We start from the raw sequence: 18,782 nt of genomic DNA on the forward strand, positions 1-18,782 counted from the left end.
CCCGGCGGGCATTTATGCCCACCGGGTTTTCACATCACAACTGCGGACCCGCCTGCACTAGCGCTTTACCCGCATCGTTATCGGTATATTTCTCAAAGTTAGTAATAAAGCGCTGCGCCAGATCCTGCGCGGCTTGCTGCCAGGCCGCTTCTGTCGGCCAGCTGCGGCGCGGATCGAGAATCGCGCTATCCACCTGCGGCAGTTCTTTAGGCATCTGCAGGTTGAACACCGGCAAGGTGTCAGTCTCAACCTCATCCAGCTCACCGGCCAGAATCGCATTGATGATGGCGCGCGTGTCTTTCAACGAAATGCGCTTGCCGCTGCCGTTCCAGCCGGTATTCACCAGATACGCCTGCGCACCTGCCGCTTCCATACGCTTCACCAGCACGTCGGAATATTGCGTTGGGTGCAGCGTCAGGAACGCCGCGCCAAAGCAGGCAGAGAAGGTGGGCGTTGGCTGCGTGACGCCGCGCTCGGTGCCGGCCAGTTTGGCGGTGAAGCCAGACAGGAAATGGTATTGCGTCTGTTCCGGTGTCAAGCGTGAAACCGGCGGCAGCACGCCAAAGGCATCGGCGGTAAGGAAAATCACCCGCTTCGCATGGCCCGCTTTCGACACCGGCTGCACGATGTTCTCGATATGCTCGATCGGATAAGAGACGCGGGTGTTCTCGGTCTTGCTGCCGTCGGTGTAATCCACGCTGCCATCGGCGCGCACCACCACATTTTCCAGCAGCGCATTGCGACGAATCGCCCGGTAGATTTCCGGCTCCGCCTGCTCAGACAGATTGATGGTTTTGGCGTAGCAGCCGCCTTCAAAATTGAATACGCCGTCGTCATCCCAGCCGTGTTCGTCATCGCCAATCAGCTGGCGATCCGGATCGGTGGACAACGTGGTTTTACCGGTGCCGGACAGGCCGAAGAACACCGCCACATCGCCCGCTTTGCCGACGTTAGCCGAACAGTGCATTGAAGCGATGCCTTTCAGCGGCAGCAGGTAGTTCATGATGGCGAACAGCCCTTTCTTCATCTCGCCGCCGTACCAGGTGCCGCCAATCAGCTGCATGCGCTCGGTCAGGTTGAAGGCGACGAAGTTCTCGGAGTGCAGACCTTGCGCCTGCCAGTCTGGATTGGTGCACTGCGCGGCGTTCATCACCACGAAATCCGGTTTGAAGTCAGCCAGTTCGGCTTCGCTCGGGCGGATAAACATGTTTTTGACGAAGTGCGCCTGCCAGGCCACTTCCATCACGAAGCGCACGCTGAGGCGCGTGTCGGGATTGGCACCGCAGAACGCATCGATCACAAACAAACGTTTGCCGGAAAGCTGCTGGGTGCAGCGATCTTTCAACGCCTGCCAGGTTTCCTGTGACAGCGGCTGGTTATCATTTTTGCCGTTGCCGACATCGTTCCACCACAGCGTGTCGCGCGTGGTGTCATCCCGAACGATGTACTTATCTTTTGGCGAGCGGCCCGTGAAGATGCCGGTATCCACGGCAATAGCACCGCTCTGCGTCAGAATGCCTCGCGCATAACCTTCCAGCTCTGGGCGAGTTTCTTCCTGAAACAGGGTGTCGAAATCAGGGTTGTACACCACTTCGGTGGTGCCGCTGATGCCCATAGAGGCGAGGTCTTGCGATGTCAGGCCGTTAACGCGCATGTGACTGCTCCTTTAATCGGTATCTGTTACTGCATATTTTTTATGGGGTGATTCTGCCGCCTGCCTGCATAGCCACGCAGGGCAGATCGCGCGCAGTGTACTCTTCTGAGCACAGCGGAAAAGAGAAGATAGTCAGAAATGCGAGCTGGAACGTGACAAGTAGAGAAATCTGCCACTTATGAAACTAAAGTCAGCGTTATTTAGCTAATAACCGTGATAAATGATAGGGATACGTTCAGCAGGAATGCGGGCGGATGAACCGCCCGGCAGGTAATTAATGCACGTGATCGCTGTTGTTGGTTGGCGCGTTACGAATGGCGGCAATATCCACCGCATCAAACACGTAATGCGATCCGCAATAGTCGCAATTCATATCGATTTCGCCATCCTCTGCGAGGATTTCGTCCACTTCCTCAACCGGCAGCGTGCTCAGCACTTCACCGCAGCGCTCTCGTGAACAGGTGCACTTGAAGCTGACTGGCGACGGATCGAACACGGTGGCTTCTTCCTGATGATACAGGCGCCACAGCACGTCGGTGGCGGGCAGCTCAATCAGCTCTTCGCTCTTCACGGTTTCGGTCAGCGTGGCGAGGTGATTGAAATCATCCAGGCTCGGCTCTTGCGCTGGCAGCACCTGCAGCAGAATACCCGCTGCGCCTTTGTCGCTGGTGCGGATAAACAGGCGCGTTGGCAACTGCTCAGAACGCATGAAGTAATCTTCCAGACAACCCGCCAGCGTATCTGCTTCCAGGCCAACCACGCCCTGATAGCGCTCGCCTTTCTCTGGCGAAATGGTGATCACCAGATAGCCGTTGCCGACCATCTCTTTCAGGCTGCTGCCGGGTGCGATCTCCGCGTCTTCTTGCACGCGCGCCACGCCACGCAACTCCTGACGGTTGTTACCGTTGATCACCGCCAGCGTCAGCGGACCGTCGCCCTGTAACTGCACCGTGATATCACCGTCAAACTTCAGCGTTGCCGTTAGCAGGCTGGTGGCTACCAGCAGCTCGCCCAGCAAGGTTTTTACCGGCTCAACGTAGTGGTGATTTTCGACGATTTCACGCCAGGTTTCGCTCACATTGACCAGCTCGCCGCGCACGGCGACGTTTTCGAACAGGTAACGGTGCAGTTGATCGTTTGCAGACATAGTGTTTCTCTCGTTGGGGGCGCGTTATTTATCACCCGACAATTTAAATTTCATCAGATCGCGGCGCTCTTTCTTATCCGGGCGGCGATCGGGGTGCGGCATGGTTAAGGCATTCATCTTGCGTGCCAGCGCGGTTTTCTCGCGCTTGTCTATGCTGGCGGCGGTTTCGGCATACAGCGCCTGGGCTTCGCTGGCCGGACGACGCTGATCGGTCACGGCGGTGATCACCACGGTGCGCTCATCGTTGCCCTGACGCAGCGTCAATTCAGCATTTAGCTCCACCAGTTTGCTCGGCTTGCTGCGCTGACCGTTGTAATGCACTTTGCCGCCTTCGACCATTTCGCGTGCCAGCGCACGCGTTTTGTAGAAGCGTGCGGCCCACAGCCATTTGTCGAGGCGCACGCCTTCGCTCACTTTCTCTTTCATGGTATTGCGGCTCCTGCTTTAACGCAGCGTCTCACACAATTGGCGATAATCGCGTACCGCCGGATGACGCTGGAAAGATTGATCGGGCCGACCGGAATCCGGATTGCTGACGCCTAAGCACCAGCGGATGCCCCAGCGTGTTGCTGCATCCAGAATCGCTTCGCTGTCATCAATGAATAGCGTGCGCGCGCTGTCAAACGCAGTGTGTTGCTGAACGGCTTGCCAGAGACGCGGATCCTCTTTCGGATATCCAAAGGTATGGGTGGAAAGTAATAAATCAAGGTGGGCAGCTAATCCGGTCTGCTCCAGTTTCACATCCAGATTGTAAGGATGCGCATTGGTCAACAGAATCGTGCGCTTACCTGCGGCACGCAGCGCCTGCAATAGCGGCAGCGTATCTTCACGCATTGCCGCGCGGTGGCGCTTCTCCCACGTCATGGCGCGAATATCCAGCGCCAGTTCCTGCGACCAGTAATCGAGACAATACCAGTTTAGCGTATGCACCACGGCCTGGTATTTCTGCTCAATCAGCTGATGCGCTTCGCCCAGCGTGATGGCGCGTTCGCGGCTCAGGGTTTCCGGAACGTGTTCCAGCCAGAAGTGGCGATCAAAGGCGAGATCGAGCAAGGTGCCGTCCATATCCAGCAGCACGGTATCAATCTCTGACCAGTTAAACGTAACCTGCATTGTCTTTCTCGCCGCAAAAAAGTGGGCGACAGGGTAGCACAGAAGGAGAGGGCTCAGAACAGCGAGCGCACGCTCTGCATAGTGTTCAGATTGTGGTTGAAGCACTTATCGTAATACTGCTGAATTTCCGCCATGCGCAGGCGATTGCGATGAATACGACGCAGCGCCAGCAAGCCGTTGATCACCGCGCTGGCAATCAGCACCAGCATCAACAGCGTAGTACCCAAATAGCGCCATTGCGCCATGGCATCCGGCTCGTTATGCAGCGCGATATGGCGTGTGCCGTTGGCATCGGTGGTAATACTGGTGATGATGCCGCTGGCGGCGAATGGCGTATGCAGCAGCATGCCGGACATGCGTTGCAGTTCGCGCCATTGCGAAGGCGCATCAAGATCGAACAGCGGTACCGACGGCTGCGGCTGCATCACCATCTGACGACCTTCATCACTGACAATCAGGAAGCCACCCGGCGGTGGACTATTGAGGTTTTCAGCCGCACGACGCGTTTCACGCGCGAAGAAGCTGGAGGTGGCGGTGTTCACCAGATTTTCCAGCGCTTCGGCACTCACCGGACGCAGCAGTACGTTCATGCCATTCAGCTTGCCAGAATCCGCACGGTGAATCAGTGAATCCCAATCTTTGGCGTTGCCGAGATTCACCAGCGCATTTTTCAGGCGTACGCAATCCTGCTGCTGGCTGCACAGATCCTGGGTTTTCAGCACCAAATCCGAGAAGTCATCCAGCAGAATCATGCCCGATTTCTGAATCGCCGAGGCGAGCTGCGGGTTGAGTTTGGGATCGGTATTGGTTTCCGGATGCAGCTGGCGCGTGGTGGTATCGAGCAGCGCCGAGGCTTTATCGATGATCTCCGATTGCGGCTGAGGCAGCGGCGCGGCGTTATTCCAGTAAATCGCCGAGCAGTCGAACGGCATGTAGGCGTAGCTGCGATTGCTTTGATAATTGCCCGGTACCGAACACATGCCGGTGCCGCCCACTTTCAAAATGTCGCCGATGTGTAGCGGCAGCGCATTCAGCTTATCCACGCTATTCACTTCAATGCTCTCGGTGCCTTTCACCCACGCAAGGCTGAGTTTGATCGGCATGCTGAGAGGAATCCAGGTGAATAGCATGACCAGCACCAGCAGCGAGCCGCACGCCAGCACCAGATTTTTACGCCAGCGCTGTACCGGGAAGTTACGCACTTCGTCCTGCAGCGACAGGAAGCGCCCCTGACGCACTACCTGACGATTGAGGTACATATCGACGTCGGTGGTTTGGCCTAAATCGTGCGCTACATACGGCTGCCAGTGCGCGGGATAGATTAAATCAATAATGCCCAGCGAGATGTTGCTCTGCTCCTGATTGGATTCACCAAACAGGCCCCAGCGCTTGGGCGCACCGCGCAGGCAATGCACATCACGCAAACCTTTGGCGCCAGGGAAGCGATAGAGGAACCACAGGCTAACGGCGATCATCAGGCAGCCGAGCAGCGCAATCCAGCCCATCAGGCTGCCGGGCAGCACCAGACTCAGGAAGAACAGCAGGAAAGCGAAACAGATGGCGACCGCTTCACGCGTGCCGTCGGCGCGAGACAGCTGATACTCTTCTGAGGTCTCTTTGCGTACCTGCAGCAGCTCAACATTCTCGCTCTCTTCTTTACGAATCGACGCGTTAGTGGACATCGGACGCACCAGTGGCGGCAGCGCCGGTTGTTCTACCGCGTAATTCACCAGCGAATGTCCGTTAAGCGAAATCACCAGCGGCAGCGTTTGCGTGCGGATCAGCTCTACGTGGTTCTCTTCGGCTATGTACTGTTCCCAAAGCGGCGGAAGATGAACTTCGACTTCATCGAGATAGTAGCGCCACTTCTGCGGATCGTCGGTGGAGAGGCCATAGCGGGTGATGGAGCGGGTGACAGGATAAACATTGTTGCTTTGCGCGGTGAGCGTCAGCGCTTGAGGTTCGCGCGGCTTCTTTGCGGATCGCGCGCTGCTGTGTTGCTGCTGTTTCACTAGTAGCGCGATGTACTTTTCAACGGCAGCGCGTTCTTCGTCGGTGAGCTTGCGATTAGGCGGACTGATAAACGGCAGTGGTTTCGCCAACGGCGGACGATGCCGCATAGCGAACCAATAGCCGATACCTGCTAATAAGGAACAGGCGAGCATGACAGCCAGAATGACAATATAAGTGCTCATGCTTTGCTCAATCCAGCCAAAAAACTGCCTTCACGTTAACGAATTACTCCCGGTGAATCCATCAATACAAGTCAATTTTGGCGAGCAGATGTCATTCTGACAAGGGAAAAGTCAGATAAAATAACGCGCAAAATCATTTAATTATAGTTTGTTAGATCATTCCTTAACGGGATGTTAACCAGACATGACTCAACTAAATATCGGTATTTTCTGAATTTAACCCAACACCGTTGACTTATTGTGAATTTTTAACTGCATAGATAACAAGAAGTTGTTAGCAGCCATAAGTGAATGTGTGTCACCATAGTTTACTTACGCTGCGTGTCGCACAATAGTTCTGGCTTCGGTATGCTGGCGTCATCACGTTTCACAGGGTTGTGCTAAGTTTGAGGCTGATATGAAAACCCCAATGAAAAAACCTGACATCCTCAATGTGGCAGCGGTGGCCCGCTCCCGCCTGTTCACCATCGAAGCGGTCGATCTCGCTTTCAGCAATGGCGCGCGACGCGTCTATGAGCGGATGAAACCTTCCGACCGTGAAGCGGTGATGATTGTGCCGATTATTGGCGATGACGTGATCCTGATCCAGGAGTACGCCGTCGGTCTGGAAAGCTATGAACTGGGCTTTCCTAAAGGGCTAATCGATCCTGGCGAAAGCGCCTTTGAAGCCGCCGATCGTGAACTGAAAGAAGAAGCGGGATTTGGTGCCACCAAACTGGAAGCGCTGGGCAAGCTGACCATGGCGCCCTCATATTTCTCCAGCAAGATGAACATCGTGGTGGCGGAAGGTTTGTACGAAGAGAAGCTGGAAGGTGATGAGCCGGAGCCGCTAATTGTCCATCGCTGGCCGCTAAATAATCTGCTGGCGCTGCTGGATGAACCCGACTTCCGCGAAGCGCGTAACGTCAGCGCGCTGTTTATGGTGCGTGAGTGGCTGGTGAAGCAGGGCCGTTTAAGCTACTAAATTGCATCATCATTAAAAAAAGAAAGCCGGCGCATTTGCCGGCTTTTTTGATCAGAACAGTTCGTGGCTTTCGCCGTTGTCCATGAGGGTGGTGCCGACATCATGCACCGAATACTCGGTTGGCTGGGTGCCGTTGATGAAGTACTCCTGACGCGAGTTACCGCCGTTAGCCAACTTGCCGGTGCCGCGATCGATGTTAACGGTGACCACGCCATCTGGCGGTGTCAGCGGCTGTACCGGCACGCCTTCCAGCGCGGATTTCATATAGTCATCCCATGCTGGCTGTGCACTCTTCGCGCCGCCTTCGTAACCGGAGATTTGATCCGGTATCGCACCTGACATGGTGGATCGACCCAACGCGCGCGAATCATCGAAACCAATCCACACCGACGTCACCACGCCCGGACCATAACCAGAGAACCACGCATCTTTCGAGCTGTTGGTGGTACCGGTTTTGCCGCCGATATCGTTACGCTTCAGGTCACGACCGGCACGCCAGCCCGTTCCCATCCAGCCCGGCTCGCCGAAGATGTTGGTGTTCAGCGCGCTCTTGATCAGGAATGACAGCGGCGTGTTGATCACGTGCGGAGCATACTGCTGCTCGCCACCCGGCTGCGCAGGCACTTGCTCCAGCTCCGGTTGCGGCACGGTTTGGTTCTGCGATTGATCGGAGGTCGCGACATTCTCGACGCTCTCTTCATTCAACGCGACCGACTTTTTGGTATCGCCATAGATCACCGGCAGGTTGCACTGCGGACAGGCAATCTTCGGTTTCTCTTCGAAGATCACGCCGCCTTGTTCATTCTCAATCTTCGCGATGAAGTACGGATCAATCAGGAAGCCGCCGTTCGCCATCACCGCGTAGCCGCGTACCACCTGCATTGGGGTAAAGGACGCCGCGCCTAAGGCTAACGATTCGGTATGCACGATGTTCTGCGCCGGGAAGCCGAAACGCTGCAGATATTCCGCCGCGTAATCAACGCCCATCGCACGCATCGCACGAACCATCACCACGTTTTTCGACTCGCCTAACCCCTGACGCAAACGGATTGGACCTGCATACGTTGGCGGTGAGTTCTTCGGACGCCAGTCAGCACCCGCACCGGCATCCCAGCGCGAAATCGGCACGTCATTGAGAATCGATGCCAGCGTTAAACCGCGATCCATTGCTGCGGTATACAGGAAAGGTTTGATGTTGGAACCCACCTGACGCAGCGCTTGGGTTGCGCGGTTGAACATGCTCTGGTTGAAGTCGAAACCGCCGACCAGCGCGCGAACCGCACCATCTTCTGGATTGAGTGACACCAGCGCCGAGTTCACCGCCGGAACCTGGCCGAGCCACCAGTCGTTATTCACTTTACGCACCCAAATCTGCTGGCCGGTCTGCAGCACCTGCGTCACGCTGCGCGGCGTTGGGCCTTGCAGCGTGTCAGATTTGTAAGCGCGCGCCCAGCGTACACCGGCCATATTCAGCGTAACGCTGCTGCCATCTTTCAGCATCGCCGTGGCGTGATCGGCGCTGGCGCTGGTGATCACCGCAGCATTCAGCGGTCCGTAAGTTGGCAGATTTTTCAGCGCATTCTGGATGCGGGTTTGATCCCAGCTCGCTTCGCCCACTTTCCACAGCACATTGGTTGGACCGCGATAGCCGTGGCGCATGTCATACGCCATCACATTGTTACGCACCGCCTGCTGTGCGGCTTCCTGCAGATGGCGGGTGACGGTGGTGTAAACCTTGTAACCATCTTCATAGGCTTTATCGCCATAACGCTTCACCATCTCCTGACGCACCATTTCACTTAAGTAAGGTGCAGAGAAGGCGATTTCCGGGCCGTGATAGCTGGCCGTCAGCGGGGAGTTACGCGCTTCGTTATATTGCTGCTGCGTGATGTAGTTTTGATCCAGCATACGCGCCAGCACCACATTACGACGCGCCAGCGCACGCGTATGAGAATAGAGCGGGTTGAACGTCGAAGGGGCTTTTGGCAACCCAGCAATCATCGCCATTTCACTCAGCGACAGTTGATCAATAGGTTTACCAAAGTAGACCTGCGCCGCCGCGCCCACGCCGTACGCGCGATAGCCGAGATAAATCTTGTTGAGATAGAGCTCAAGGATTTCATCTTTGCTCAGCAGCTGTTCGATACGGATCGCGAGGAACGCTTCCTTAATCTTACGCATCAAGGTGCGTTCCGGGCTGAGGAAGAAGTTACGCGCCAGCTGTTGAGTAATGGTACTGGCGCCCTGCGAGGCGTGACCGGACATCAGCGCAATGCTGGCTGCACGGAAAATCCCCACCGGATCGACACCGTGATGCTCGTAGAAACGGCTATCTTCGGTGGCAATAAACGCTTTGATTAACTCAGGCGGCATCTGTTGTAGGGTCAGCGGGACACGGCGCTTCTCGCCGTACTGGGCGATTAGATCGCCATCCGCGCTGTAAACCTGCATAGGAGTTTGCAGGCGCACATCTTTCAATGTGTTCACATCAGGCAGCTGCGGCTCTATGTATTTGTACAAACCATAAACCGTGCCGGCTCCCAGCAAAATGCAACACACTGCAAGGATCAATAAATACTTTACGAACTTCACCTGAGAATTCCCATCTGTTGTCGTTTGAGCAGTTTATAAGCAACCGCGCGGTAGTATAAAGACAAGCCTGACGCATTCATATACCTGTCAGGCTTGAAGTTGCCGGGGTATCAGCACTCTGACCTTTTAATGATAAGGAGATCGCGCGTATGGCTTTTCAGCGCTGGCAAATTGGACTGGATATCCAAAACGGACAACTGTGTGCCCTTGGCATCGAACGCCGACGTCATGGTTGGCAGTTGCGACACTGGTGGCAACAAACGCTGCCGCAAGATACGTTAAGAAACGGCGTGCTGCAAACCACGCCTGCATTACTGGATATGTTAGGGCGCTGGCAGCGCCATCTGCCGAGGCGCTATTCACTGCGCGTTGGCCTGCCGCCGCAGTTGGTATTGCAACGCACTTTGCCGCTGCCGGAAACCTCGCTGCGTGAACCCGCGCTGGGGCGCTATGTGGCGGCTTCTGCGCAGCGTCTGTTTCCCGTCGAACCCGCTTCGCTGTCGCTGGATTATCGCTCACCGGGCAAGGATGCACCGCTTTACGTTACCGCGGCACGGCGCGAGGTGATTACGCAATGGCTGACGCCGCTCAAACAGGCAGGTCTGCGACCGGACGTGTTTGAGCTGAGTAGCCTGGCGCTGACGCAGATCGCCATGCGCCTGCCGTTACGCCACAACCACTTATTGGTTCATCCGCTTAGCGATCATTGGCTATGGACGCTGGTGGGGGAAAGCACCACTTCAGGTGCGGCCACTGAACCGCTCACCCTCGCGCAGCTGCGCGAAACCTTCCCGCAGATGGAAAGCGTATTCTGCACCTCAACTCAGGTTTTGCCTGGGGAGCAGGTTAAACGCTGCAAGCCGTTTTCGCTGCTGCACTATCTGCAACCGCCGTTGCCTGCACAGGAAGGTATTTTTGCCATCGCGCTTGGGCTGGCGCTGCGCCCGGAGGATGTCTGATGCTGGCGGTCAACCTGCTTCCCTGGCGCATCCAGCAATCGCAGCGGCGGCGCCAGCAGAGCATCTCGCTGCTGTCGCTTACGCTGGTCTGCACCTTGCTGATCCTCTCATTACTGTGGTGGCGCGGCGTCATTGCACGGCAGCAACAAACGGACGCGCTGATGGATATCACTTCTCTCCTCAGCTTACTGCAGCAACAGCTGGAACAGCAGCAATCGCTGTTGAAGCTGCGTGAATCACTTCTTCAGGCGCAGCAGGCACAGCTGCAACGGCAAGATCAGCATCAGCGCTGGCAGCATTTTTGGCAGCAACTGCCGGAGTTAATGCCAGACACCTTGTGGCTCAATCGCCTCGAACGTCGGCAAGGGCAACTGGTGTTGGAAGGGCGGGCGCAGAGCATGGCGGCTGTCAGTGATTTTCGTCATCAGCTCATGACTCAGCCGCTGTTCAGCAGCGTAAAGCAGGGCGGTGTGAAGCGCGAAGCGGGCGGCGACTATCGTTTTGCTTTGCATGCGCGCGTGCAGGAGGTAGCCGATGAATGAACTCCTGCAGCGCTGGCTGATGCTCACGCTGCCGCTGCGCATGCTGGGACTTTTGACGTTATCGCTGGGGCTGTTTGCGCTGACGTGGATCGTGCTGCTTCGTCCGCAGCAGCAGATGCGTGAAGCGCAAGCGCGGCAGCTGGAACAGATGCGTCAACAGCAGCAACAGCGGTTGCAACAGCTGGCTTCACTTCCGGCTATTGATGTGTTGCAGAGCGAGATTAGCCTGCTGCAGCAACCCACGAAGGATACCGGCACTCAGCAAACGCTGGAGCGAATCGTGGCAGCGCGCGGCAATCAGCTGGAAGCCTGGCATCCGGATAGCCAGCCGCAGCAACTGCAATTAAGGCTTGCCTGGCCGCAATTTCTGCCGCTGTTTAGTGAACTAGCCAGCACCCGATTACCGGTGCCACAACGCTTTCAGCTGCAAGCCGAGCAAGGCGTATTGAACACGCAACTGTGGCTGGAGAGTGACGATGCGGAGTAGCGCCTTGCTGTTGTTACTCTGCAGCTCGCTGGCACTGGCGCGCGATCCTTTCCAGCCGCTGGCAGCAACGCTGTGTCAGACGCAGGTTGCTGCGCCAGAAGGCTGGCGCTTACAGGGCATTATTGGCACGGCGCCGCACTACGTGGCGTGGCTGGTGTCACCTCAAGGCAAAAGCCATCGGCTGGATAATCAAGCGCCTTTTCCCCAGCCGCCCTGGCAAGTCTTGCAGCTTACGTCGCGCATGCTGGTGTTGAGCGCAGCACAAAGCTGCACGCCACAGCAAATCACATGGGTAATAAAAGGAGGTTTTTATGAAATGGATGACGTTACTGATGCTGCTGTGTCTGAGCATGCCGCTGCGCGCTAACGACGACCGATTAAGTCTGACGTTTGATGATGCGCCGGTTGAACGCATTTTGCAGGCGCTGGCAGATTATCAGCAGACCAACCTGCTGATTGCGCCGGGCGTTGAAGGTCGGCTGTCGCTGCGATTAGACAATGTCGGCTGGGATCGCGCGCTCGCGCTGGTAACGCAGCTGGCAAAACTCACCGTGGTGCAGGAAGAGGGCGTTTTGCTGGTCTATCCGGAAAGCTGGCAGCAGCAGCAGGCGCAACAGGAAAAGGTGGAGCGTGAGGAGGAGAAGCAGCAAACGCCGCTGGAACAACAAACCGTGACGCTGCATTACGCCAGCGCCAGCGATATTTACCGCAGCCTGCAAGCCGAACGCTCGTTGATGACGCCGCGTGGTAGCGTCACGGTCGATAGCCGCACCAACAGTTTGCTGCTACGCGATACGGCTGAGGCATTGCGTGACACCGAGCGCTGGTTAAAAGCGCTGGATTTGCCGCTCGAGCAGGTTGAGCTCGCGGCACATATCGTCACCATCAATGAAGAGCACCTGCGCGAGTTAGGTGTTAACTGGGGCACGTCACCGGCAGAAGTGGTAACGCAGGCGTTGCGCAACCCGCTGCTCGAGATTCCTCTTGCGGTGAGTAATCCGGCGTTTCGCGCGGGCGTGACGCTGGGCCAGGTCAGCGGCGAACTGCTCAACCTGGAACTGAGTGCGCTGGAGCAGGAGAACCAAATCGAAATCATCGCCAGTCCGCGCTTGTTTACCTCGCATCAGCAAACCGCCAGCATCAAACAGGGCACGGAAATCCCTTATGAGGTGAAATCGGGCAACAGCGGTGCCACCGCCATTGAATTTAAGGAAGCGGTTTTAGGCATGGAAGTGACGCCGGTGGTGCTGGGAAATGGCCGCATCCAGCTCAAACTGCGGCTGAGCCAGAACTTGCCAGGGCGCAGTGTAAACATTGGCGACAACCAGGTGCTGAGTATTGATAAGCAGGAGATCGAGACTCAGGTGACGCTGCGCGATGGCGAAACCTTAGCGCTGGGCGGCATTTTCCAGCAGCAGCGTACGCAGAGCGAAAAACGCGTGCCCTGGCTGGGCGGTATGCCTTTATTAGGGAATTTGTTCCGTCAGCAAACTGATGAGCAGAAGAAAAAGGAGCTGGTGATCTTTATTACTCCCAGACTGGTCAGGGAAGCAGCGCTTACTGCCGGATAAAGCGGAAAATTCGTTCTGTGAGGCCAACTGCGTTGACGCAGGGCTGGAATTAGCTTACAAGGTTTAGCGATTTTCAAAACGGTGTAACGGAACGCGGCAGAATAACCTTCCGAATGACGTTGGTCACAAGCGATACTGACGTCAAAAGAAATATCGCCAAAATAATTCGAGCTCCAGTAAGACGTTAAATGAGTGAATGCACTGTGCTTACATCGGTAAGCGATGACAGTGGATGACCCCGGCCAGCGTGCCTGTAGCACGAAATATAGCGGATCAGCGGAGGTGCGTTACCGTCTCGCGAACCACAGACCGGTCCTGTTAAGAGGTCGCCGGGGGCAATTTATTCGGTTGCCAAACGGCCATGAGTGTTGAGATAATTTTCCGTCTGACTCTTGTTAACGCTCATGAGGTCTCAGTTCCTGTCCCGCCAGCTATGCTGAACGCGGGGTATCATCAACGAATTCTTAGTAATACCGATAAAATGGCAGAGAAACGCAATATCTTTCTGGTTGGGCCGATGGGTGCCGGCAAAAGCACTATTGGTCGTCAGTTGGCTCAGCAACTCAATATGGAATTTTTCGATTCCGATCAGGAAATTGAGCGACGCACCGGAGCGGATGTAGGCTGGGTATTTGATGTGGAAGGCGAAGAAGGCTTCCGCGATCGTGAAGAAAAGATCATTAATGAGCTGACCGAGAAGCAAGGCATTGTCCTCGCGACCGGTGGCGGCTCAGTCAAATCCCGCGAGACCCGTAATCGTCTCTCCGCCCGCGGTGTGGTCGTATACCTTGAAACCACCATCGAAAAGCAACTTGCACGAACCCAGCGTGATAAAAAGCGTCCGCTGTTGCAGGTTGAATCACCGCCGCGCGAAGTACTGGAAGCGCTAGCTGGTGAACGTAATCCGCTTTATGAAGAGATCGCTGATGTCACTATTCGCACTGACGATCAGAGTGCAAAAGTGGTGGCCAATCAGATCATCAACATGCTGGAAAAGAACTAATCCAGCGCCCTGAGGGCTCAGCAATAGGTATCGGTCATCATGGAGAAGATCACTGTCTCACTCGGGGATCGCAGTTACCCCATCACCATCGCTGCCGGACTGTTTAACGATCCGGCTTCTTTTTGGCCGCTCAAAGCAGGCGACAATGCCATGCTGGTGACAAACCAGACCCTGGCGCCGATCTATCTTGAACCCCTGTCAGCGCTGCTCAGCAATGCCGGCATTAAGGTAGATCAGGTCATTTTGCCTGATGGTGAGCAGTACAAAACCCTGGCGGTCATGGACGAGGTGTTCACCGCGCTGCTGAAAAAGCCGCACGGTCGTGATACCACGTTGATTGCACTCGGTGGTGGCGTGATTGGTGACTTAACCGGATTTGCTGCAGCCAGCTATCAGCGTGGCGTGCGCTTTATTCAGGTGCCGACCACGTTGTTGTCTCAGGTTGACTCCTCCGTCGGTGGAAAAACCGCGGTAAACCATCCACTCGGCAAAAACATGATTGGGGCGTTTTATCAGCCCGCGTCTGTCGTAGTGGATACCCATTGCCTGACCACTCTGCCACCGCGCGAACTAGCGTCCGGTCTGGCGGAAGTGATCAAATACGGCATTATCCTTGATGGCGAATTCTTCCAGTGGCTAGAGCAAAATCTTGATGCTCTGCTGGCGCTGGATGAAAAAGCCCTGGCTTACTGCATCCGTCGTTGCTGCGAGCTTAAAGCCGAAGTGGTTGCGGCTGATGAGCGCGAAACCGGCGTACGTGCACTGCTCAATCTGGGCCATACTTTTGGTCATGCGGTTGAGGCGCACATGGGCTACGGCAACTGGCTGCACGGCGAAGCGGTGTCGGCTGGCATGGTGATGGCCGCACGTACCGCTGAACGTTTAGGGCAGTTCACCTCGGTTGAAACCGATCGCATTATCGCGCTGCTGTTGCGTGCTGGTTTGCCTGTACATGGCCCGGCGAGCATGGCGGCGGAAGATTATTTGCCACACATGATGCGCGATAAGAAAGTGCTGGCGGGCGAGCTGCGTCTGGTGCTGCCTCTCGCTATTGGCCGCTCTGAAGTGCGTGGCGGTGTGGCTCATGATATGGTGCTGGCAGCAATTAACGATTGCCAGAAACCCTGATTATTAGAAGTGATGAGTGGTGATGCGGCGTGTGGGAAGCGCGTCGTTTTACGGAGGAGGCTAAATGGATGAGTTCAAACCGGAAGACGAGTTAAAACCTGACGCCAGTGACCGCCGTCCGACGCGGCCACGCAAATCGTCTTCTGCGCCGAAAGTGAAAGTACCGGTTTCCCGTCAACATATGATGATGGGCATTGGTATTTTGGTTCTGCTGTTGGTGGTGCTGGGGATTGGTTCAGCATTAACCGGCCCAGATGAGAAGAAACCCGCAACCAATACTGCAAATAATGGCGCGGCACCTTCTGCCGGTGGCAGCGAAAAGAACATCGACCTTTCGGGATCGACGTCCATGAGCGGCCAGCAAAACGCCACGCCTTCTGCTGAAGGCAGCGTAGCGCAAAACACCGCGGGCACAACTGCACCAGCGGGCAGCGATGGTCAATCCATCTCGATGCCATCGGTCTCCTCGACGCCGACGCAAGCTGCGCCTGTGGATACGCCAGCTAATCAACAACGTGTCACGCTGCCGGGCGATCTCAATAGTGCGCTGAACAATCAGCAAGGTTCTGTCGATGCCGCAGCACAAGGCGCGCAGGGTAATAGCTCGCTGCCAACCGCGCCGGCCACAGTCAGCGGCAACGGTAAAGCGATCACGCCGCCAGCCATGCGTTCAGAAACCCCCGCGCGCACCAGCAACAACGGTACACGCGAGACGCACGCGTTGACGCCGCATAAAACACCGACCGCCACTAAACCAGCAGCTGTGAAAGAGAACAACACCCGCACCACCCCGACGCGTAATCCCGCGCCTGCCAGTGCGAGCGGTGCCAGCAAATCGTTGCCGTCGGGCGGAAACTATACGCTGCAGTTGAGCGGTGCGTCGAAAGAAGAGAGCCTGAACGCCTGGGCGAGAAAACAGAACCTGAGCGGTTATCACGTGTATAAAACCACGCGTAACGGCGAACCTTGGTATGTGTTGGTGAGCGGCGCTTACGCCACGCCAGCCGATGCGAAACGCGCCGTGGCATCGCTGCCAGCGGAAGTGCGTGCGGCCAATCCGTGGGTAAAACCGCTTAGCCAGGTGAAGAAAGAAAGCCAGTAATGAGATGTGGGGCCGCAAACATGCGGCCCCGTTTAAAGCGCAGAGCTGCTGTCGGTTCCACCACAGCCAATAATTAAGATGTAATAACCACGACAGCATGAAAAAAAATCGCGCTTTCCTGAAATGGGCCGGAGGGAAATACCCGCTCCTCGATGACATCCGTCGTCATTTGCCACAAGGTGATTGTCTAATCGAACCCTTTGTCGGCGCCGGTTCCGTGTTCCTCAACACCGACTATGACCGCTATCACCTGGCGGACATCAACGGTGATCTCATCAATCTGTATAACATCGTCAAAACGCGTACCGCGGCTTTCATTGAAGACGCGCGCCAGCTTTTCAACGCTGAAGGCAACACGGCAGAAACCTACTACGCGCAGCGCATCGCCTTTAATGCGAGCAAAGATGAATATCAGCGCGCGGTGCTGTTTCTGTATCTCAATCGACACGGTTATAACGGTCTGTGCCGCTACAATTTGCGCGGTGAGTTTAACGTGCCTTTTGGCCGGTATCGCAAGCCGTACTTCCCGGAAGCGGAGCTGCTCTGGTTTGCCGAACGGGCGCAAAAAGCGACCTTTGTCTGTGAATCGTACGATGTTACTCTGAACAACGCCGTTGAAGGCTCAGTGGTTTATTGCGATCCGCCGTATGCCCCGCTTTCGGCGACAGCAAATTTTACCGCTTACCACACCAACAGTTTTAGTCTGCGCGAGCAGCAGCATCTGGCTGAGTTAGCCAATAAGCTTTCGCAGCAAAATCGCATCCCGGTACTGATTTCAAACCACGATACGGTACTCACGCGTGAGTGGTATCAGAATGCGGATTTACACATAGTCAAAGCCCGGCGTTCCATCAGCCGAAGCATAAGTGGTCGCACGCAAGTCGACGAACTGCTAGCGCTTTTCCGCTAGCCTGTTTCGTCCGCGACCAAGGCATTACGCCAGCTCAGGCTGGCGCACAAAATTGGGAGAATCGGATGAAACAATTTTTACTGGCCCCATCAATTCTGGCTGCTGACTTCGCGCGTTTGGGTGAAGACACGGCCAAAGCGCTGGCGGCAGGTGGTGATGTGGTCCATTTCGATGTGATGGATAACCACTACGTTCCCAATCTGACGATGGGGCCGATGGTGCTTAAAGCGCTGCGCGATTACGGCATCACTGCACCTATTGATGTGCATCTGATGGTTAAACCTGTGGATGCATTGATCCCGGAATTCGCTAAAGCGGGCGCCACCTTCATCACTTTCCACCCGGAAGCCAGCGAGCATGTTGATCGCACGCTGCAGCTGATCAAAGAGCATGGTTGCAAAGCGGGTCTGGTGTTCAACCCTGCGACGCCGCTCGACTACCTCGATTATGTAATGGATAAGCTGGACATCATTCTGCTGATGTCGGTGAACCCAGGCTTTGGCGGTCAATCCTTCATTCCCGGTACGCTCGACAAACTGCGTCAGGCGCGTCGCCTGATTGATGAGAGTGGCTACAACATTCGTCTGGAAGTGGATGGCGGCGTGAAAATCGATAACATCGGCCAGATTGCTGCCGCCGGTGCCGATATGTTTGTTGCCGGTTCCGCGATCTTCGGTCATCCGGATTACAAAAAAGTGATCGATGAGATGCGTGGCGAACTGGAGAAAGTTAATGGCTCATTTCACTGATATCCGCGCGCTGGCGTTTGACCTCGACGGTACGCTGGTCGATAGCGCGCCGGGCCTGGCACAAGCCATCGATCATGCGCTGAGCGATCTGCAGCTGCCGCCGCCGGGTTTGGCATTGGCTTCTACCTGGATTGGTAACGGCGCTGACGTGATGATGACCCGCGCGCTGACCTGGGCGCTGGGACGCGAGCCGCATGCCGAAGAGCAACGCGATGCGCGTGCGCTGTTTGACAAATATTACGCGCAAACGGTAGAAGCGGGCAGTACGCTGTTCCCGCAGGTAGTAGAGACGCTGGCGGCCTTGCAGGCGAAAGGCCTGCCGTTGGCGATCGTCACCAACAAGCCAACGCCATTTGTGGCGCCGCTGCTGAAGTCGCTCGGGATTGCTGAGTACTTCACGCAGATTATCGGCGGTGACGACGTAATTGTGAAAAAGCCCCATCCGGCGGCCATTTTCCTCGTCCTTGGCCATTTTGGCGTGCTTCCGGGACAATTGCTGTTTGTCGGCGATTCTCGCAATGATATTCTCGCGGCCCAGGCGGCAGGCGTACCGAACATCGGTATGACATTCGGCTACAACTACGGCGAGCCGATTGCTACCAGCCAACCCGATTTAACTCTCGACTCTTTTGACGAACTTTTGCCCGCTATCGGGCTGTGATTATC

At 56.0% G+C, this 18,782-nt stretch carries 18 protein-coding genes; 12 read left to right on the top strand and 6 right to left on the bottom strand.

The window, feature by feature from the left end:
• Positions 1-34 precede the first annotated feature (34 nt).
• From pckA to K5Y33_RS21585, 5 genes are all read right to left on the bottom strand, one after another.
• Positions 35-1,654: a phosphoenolpyruvate carboxykinase (ATP) gene (gene pckA, locus K5Y33_RS21565; protein WP_222235076.1), complete on the bottom strand. Its 1,620-nt coding sequence runs from the start codon at positions 1,652-1,654 to the stop codon at positions 35-37.
• A 274-nt stretch (positions 1,655-1,928) separates the two neighbouring features.
• Positions 1,929-2,801, bottom strand: a complete 873-nt coding sequence (hslO, locus tag K5Y33_RS21570) for an Hsp33 family molecular chaperone HslO (RefSeq protein WP_192414824.1) — start codon at positions 2,799-2,801, stop codon at positions 1,929-1,931.
• A gap of 24 nt (positions 2,802-2,825) precedes the next feature.
• Positions 2,826-3,227, bottom strand: coding sequence for a ribosome-associated heat shock protein Hsp15 (gene hslR, locus K5Y33_RS21575; protein WP_101762677.1), 402 nt, complete (start codon positions 3,225-3,227; stop codon positions 2,826-2,828).
• Positions 3,228-3,245: 18 nt separating this feature from the next.
• Complete coding sequence (gene yrfG, locus K5Y33_RS21580) at positions 3,246-3,914, bottom strand: GMP/IMP nucleotidase (protein WP_222235077.1); 669 nt, start codon at positions 3,912-3,914, stop codon at positions 3,246-3,248.
• Positions 3,915-3,967: 53 nt separating this feature from the next.
• Complete coding sequence (locus K5Y33_RS21585; RefSeq protein ID WP_137386663.1) at positions 3,968-6,109, bottom strand: intracellular growth attenuator family protein; 2,142 nt, start codon at positions 6,107-6,109, stop codon at positions 3,968-3,970.
• 397 nt (positions 6,110-6,506) lie between these two features.
• On the opposite strand from K5Y33_RS21585, the gene nudE reads away from it, so the two are divergent.
• The gene (gene nudE, locus K5Y33_RS21590) at positions 6,507-7,073 is read left to right on the top strand and encodes an ADP compounds hydrolase NudE (RefSeq protein WP_101762674.1); all 567 of its coding nucleotides are present in this window, start codon (positions 6,507-6,509) and stop codon (positions 7,071-7,073) included.
• Between the two features lie 51 nt (positions 7,074-7,124).
• Here nudE and mrcA read toward each other — a convergent pair whose 3' ends face one another.
• Positions 7,125-9,665 (bottom strand): peptidoglycan glycosyltransferase/peptidoglycan DD-transpeptidase MrcA, encoded by a 2,541-nt coding sequence (gene mrcA, locus K5Y33_RS21595; RefSeq protein ID WP_222235078.1) that lies wholly within the window; start codon positions 9,663-9,665, stop codon positions 7,125-7,127.
• 149 nt (positions 9,666-9,814) lie between these two features.
• Between mrcA and pilM the strand changes: the two genes are divergently transcribed.
• From pilM to K5Y33_RS21650, 11 genes are all read left to right on the top strand, one after another.
• The gene (gene pilM, locus K5Y33_RS21600; RefSeq protein WP_222235079.1) at positions 9,815-10,624 is read left to right on the top strand and encodes a pilus assembly protein PilM; all 810 of its coding nucleotides are present in this window, start codon (positions 9,815-9,817) and stop codon (positions 10,622-10,624) included.
• Positions 10,624-11,166 carry a PilN domain-containing protein gene (locus K5Y33_RS21605; RefSeq protein ID WP_222235080.1) on the top strand — a complete coding sequence of 181 codons (543 nt, stop codon included), beginning with the start codon at positions 10,624-10,626 and terminating at the stop codon, positions 11,164-11,166. Before pilM ends, K5Y33_RS21605 begins: the two co-directional genes overlap by 1 nt.
• The gene (locus tag K5Y33_RS21610) at positions 11,159-11,653 is read left to right on the top strand and encodes a hypothetical protein (RefSeq protein ID WP_101762670.1); all 495 of its coding nucleotides are present in this window, start codon (positions 11,159-11,161) and stop codon (positions 11,651-11,653) included. The genes K5Y33_RS21605 and K5Y33_RS21610 overlap by 8 nt, the downstream gene beginning before the upstream one ends.
• Complete coding sequence (locus tag K5Y33_RS21615; RefSeq protein ID WP_222235081.1) at positions 11,643-12,020, top strand: HofP DNA utilization family protein; 378 nt, start codon at positions 11,643-11,645, stop codon at positions 12,018-12,020. The genes K5Y33_RS21610 and K5Y33_RS21615 overlap by 11 nt, the downstream gene beginning before the upstream one ends.
• Entirely contained in the window at positions 11,965-13,224 is a 1,260-nt protein-coding gene (gene hofQ, locus K5Y33_RS21620; protein ID WP_222235082.1) for a DNA uptake porin HofQ, read from the top strand. The genes K5Y33_RS21615 and hofQ overlap by 56 nt, the downstream gene beginning before the upstream one ends.
• A 481-nt stretch (positions 13,225-13,705) precedes the next feature.
• Positions 13,706-14,227, top strand: coding sequence for a shikimate kinase AroK (aroK, locus tag K5Y33_RS21625; protein ID WP_008107887.1), 522 nt, complete (start codon positions 13,706-13,708; stop codon positions 14,225-14,227).
• Positions 14,228-14,266: 39 nt separating this feature from the next.
• Positions 14,267-15,355 carry a 3-dehydroquinate synthase gene (gene aroB, locus K5Y33_RS21630; protein ID WP_222235083.1) on the top strand — a complete coding sequence of 363 codons (1,089 nt, stop codon included), beginning with the start codon at positions 14,267-14,269 and terminating at the stop codon, positions 15,353-15,355.
• Between the two features lie 64 nt (positions 15,356-15,419).
• Positions 15,420-16,457, top strand: coding sequence for an SPOR domain-containing protein (locus K5Y33_RS21635; RefSeq protein ID WP_222235084.1), 1,038 nt, complete (start codon positions 15,420-15,422; stop codon positions 16,455-16,457).
• Between the two features lie 97 nt (positions 16,458-16,554).
• Positions 16,555-17,367, top strand: coding sequence for an adenine-specific DNA-methyltransferase (dam, locus tag K5Y33_RS21640; RefSeq protein WP_101762665.1), 813 nt, complete (start codon positions 16,555-16,557; stop codon positions 17,365-17,367).
• A gap of 65 nt (positions 17,368-17,432) precedes the next feature.
• Positions 17,433-18,116: a ribulose-phosphate 3-epimerase gene (gene rpe, locus K5Y33_RS21645; RefSeq protein WP_008107883.1), complete on the top strand. Its 684-nt coding sequence runs from the start codon at positions 17,433-17,435 to the stop codon at positions 18,114-18,116.
• Entirely contained in the window at positions 18,100-18,777 is a 678-nt protein-coding gene (locus K5Y33_RS21650) for a phosphoglycolate phosphatase (protein ID WP_101762663.1), read from the top strand. Before rpe ends, K5Y33_RS21650 begins: the two co-directional genes overlap by 17 nt.
• Positions 18,778-18,782: the final 5 nt, after the last annotated feature.

Source organism: Pantoea sp. DY-17, assembly GCF_019795975.1.
Classification (GTDB): Bacteria; Pseudomonadota; Gammaproteobacteria; order Enterobacterales; family Enterobacteriaceae; genus Pantoea; species Pantoea leporis.

Bases quoted from the DNA above. Each gene is read 5' to 3' on its own strand.
- rpe (WP_008107883.1), top strand. From the start codon at position 17,433: ATGAAACAATTTTTACTGGCCCCATCAATTCTGGCTGCTGACTTCGCG.
- nudE (WP_101762674.1), top strand. From the start codon at position 6,507: ATGAAAACCCCAATGAAAAAACCTGACATCCTCAATGTGGCAGCGGTG.
- K5Y33_RS21585 (WP_137386663.1), bottom strand. From the start codon at position 6,109: ATGAGCACTTATATTGTCATTCTGGCTGTCATGCTCGCCTGTTCCTTA.
- K5Y33_RS21610 (WP_101762670.1), top strand. From the start codon at position 11,159: ATGAATGAACTCCTGCAGCGCTGGCTGATGCTCACGCTGCCGCTGCGC.
- yrfG (WP_222235077.1), bottom strand. From the start codon at position 3,914: ATGCAGGTTACGTTTAACTGGTCAGAGATTGATACCGTGCTGCTGGAT.
- hslO (WP_192414824.1), bottom strand. From the start codon at position 2,801: ATGTCTGCAAACGATCAACTGCACCGTTACCTGTTCGAAAACGTCGCC.
- hofQ (WP_222235082.1), top strand. From the start codon at position 11,965: ATGAAATGGATGACGTTACTGATGCTGCTGTGTCTGAGCATGCCGCTG.
- aroB (WP_222235083.1), top strand. From the start codon at position 14,267: ATGGAGAAGATCACTGTCTCACTCGGGGATCGCAGTTACCCCATCACC.
- K5Y33_RS21635 (WP_222235084.1), top strand. From the start codon at position 15,420: ATGGATGAGTTCAAACCGGAAGACGAGTTAAAACCTGACGCCAGTGAC.
- aroK (WP_008107887.1), top strand. From the start codon at position 13,706: ATGGCAGAGAAACGCAATATCTTTCTGGTTGGGCCGATGGGTGCCGGC.
- pilM (WP_222235079.1), top strand. From the start codon at position 9,815: ATGGCTTTTCAGCGCTGGCAAATTGGACTGGATATCCAAAACGGACAA.
- K5Y33_RS21650 (WP_101762663.1), top strand. From the start codon at position 18,100: ATGGCTCATTTCACTGATATCCGCGCGCTGGCGTTTGACCTCGACGGT.
- pckA (WP_222235076.1), bottom strand. From the start codon at position 1,654: ATGCGCGTTAACGGCCTGACATCGCAAGACCTCGCCTCTATGGGCATC.
- K5Y33_RS21615 (WP_222235081.1), top strand. From the start codon at position 11,643: ATGCGGAGTAGCGCCTTGCTGTTGTTACTCTGCAGCTCGCTGGCACTG.
- hslR (WP_101762677.1), bottom strand. From the start codon at position 3,227: ATGAAAGAGAAAGTGAGCGAAGGCGTGCGCCTCGACAAATGGCTGTGG.
- dam (WP_101762665.1), top strand. From the start codon at position 16,555: ATGAAAAAAAATCGCGCTTTCCTGAAATGGGCCGGAGGGAAATACCCG.
- K5Y33_RS21605 (WP_222235080.1), top strand. From the start codon at position 10,624: ATGCTGGCGGTCAACCTGCTTCCCTGGCGCATCCAGCAATCGCAGCGG.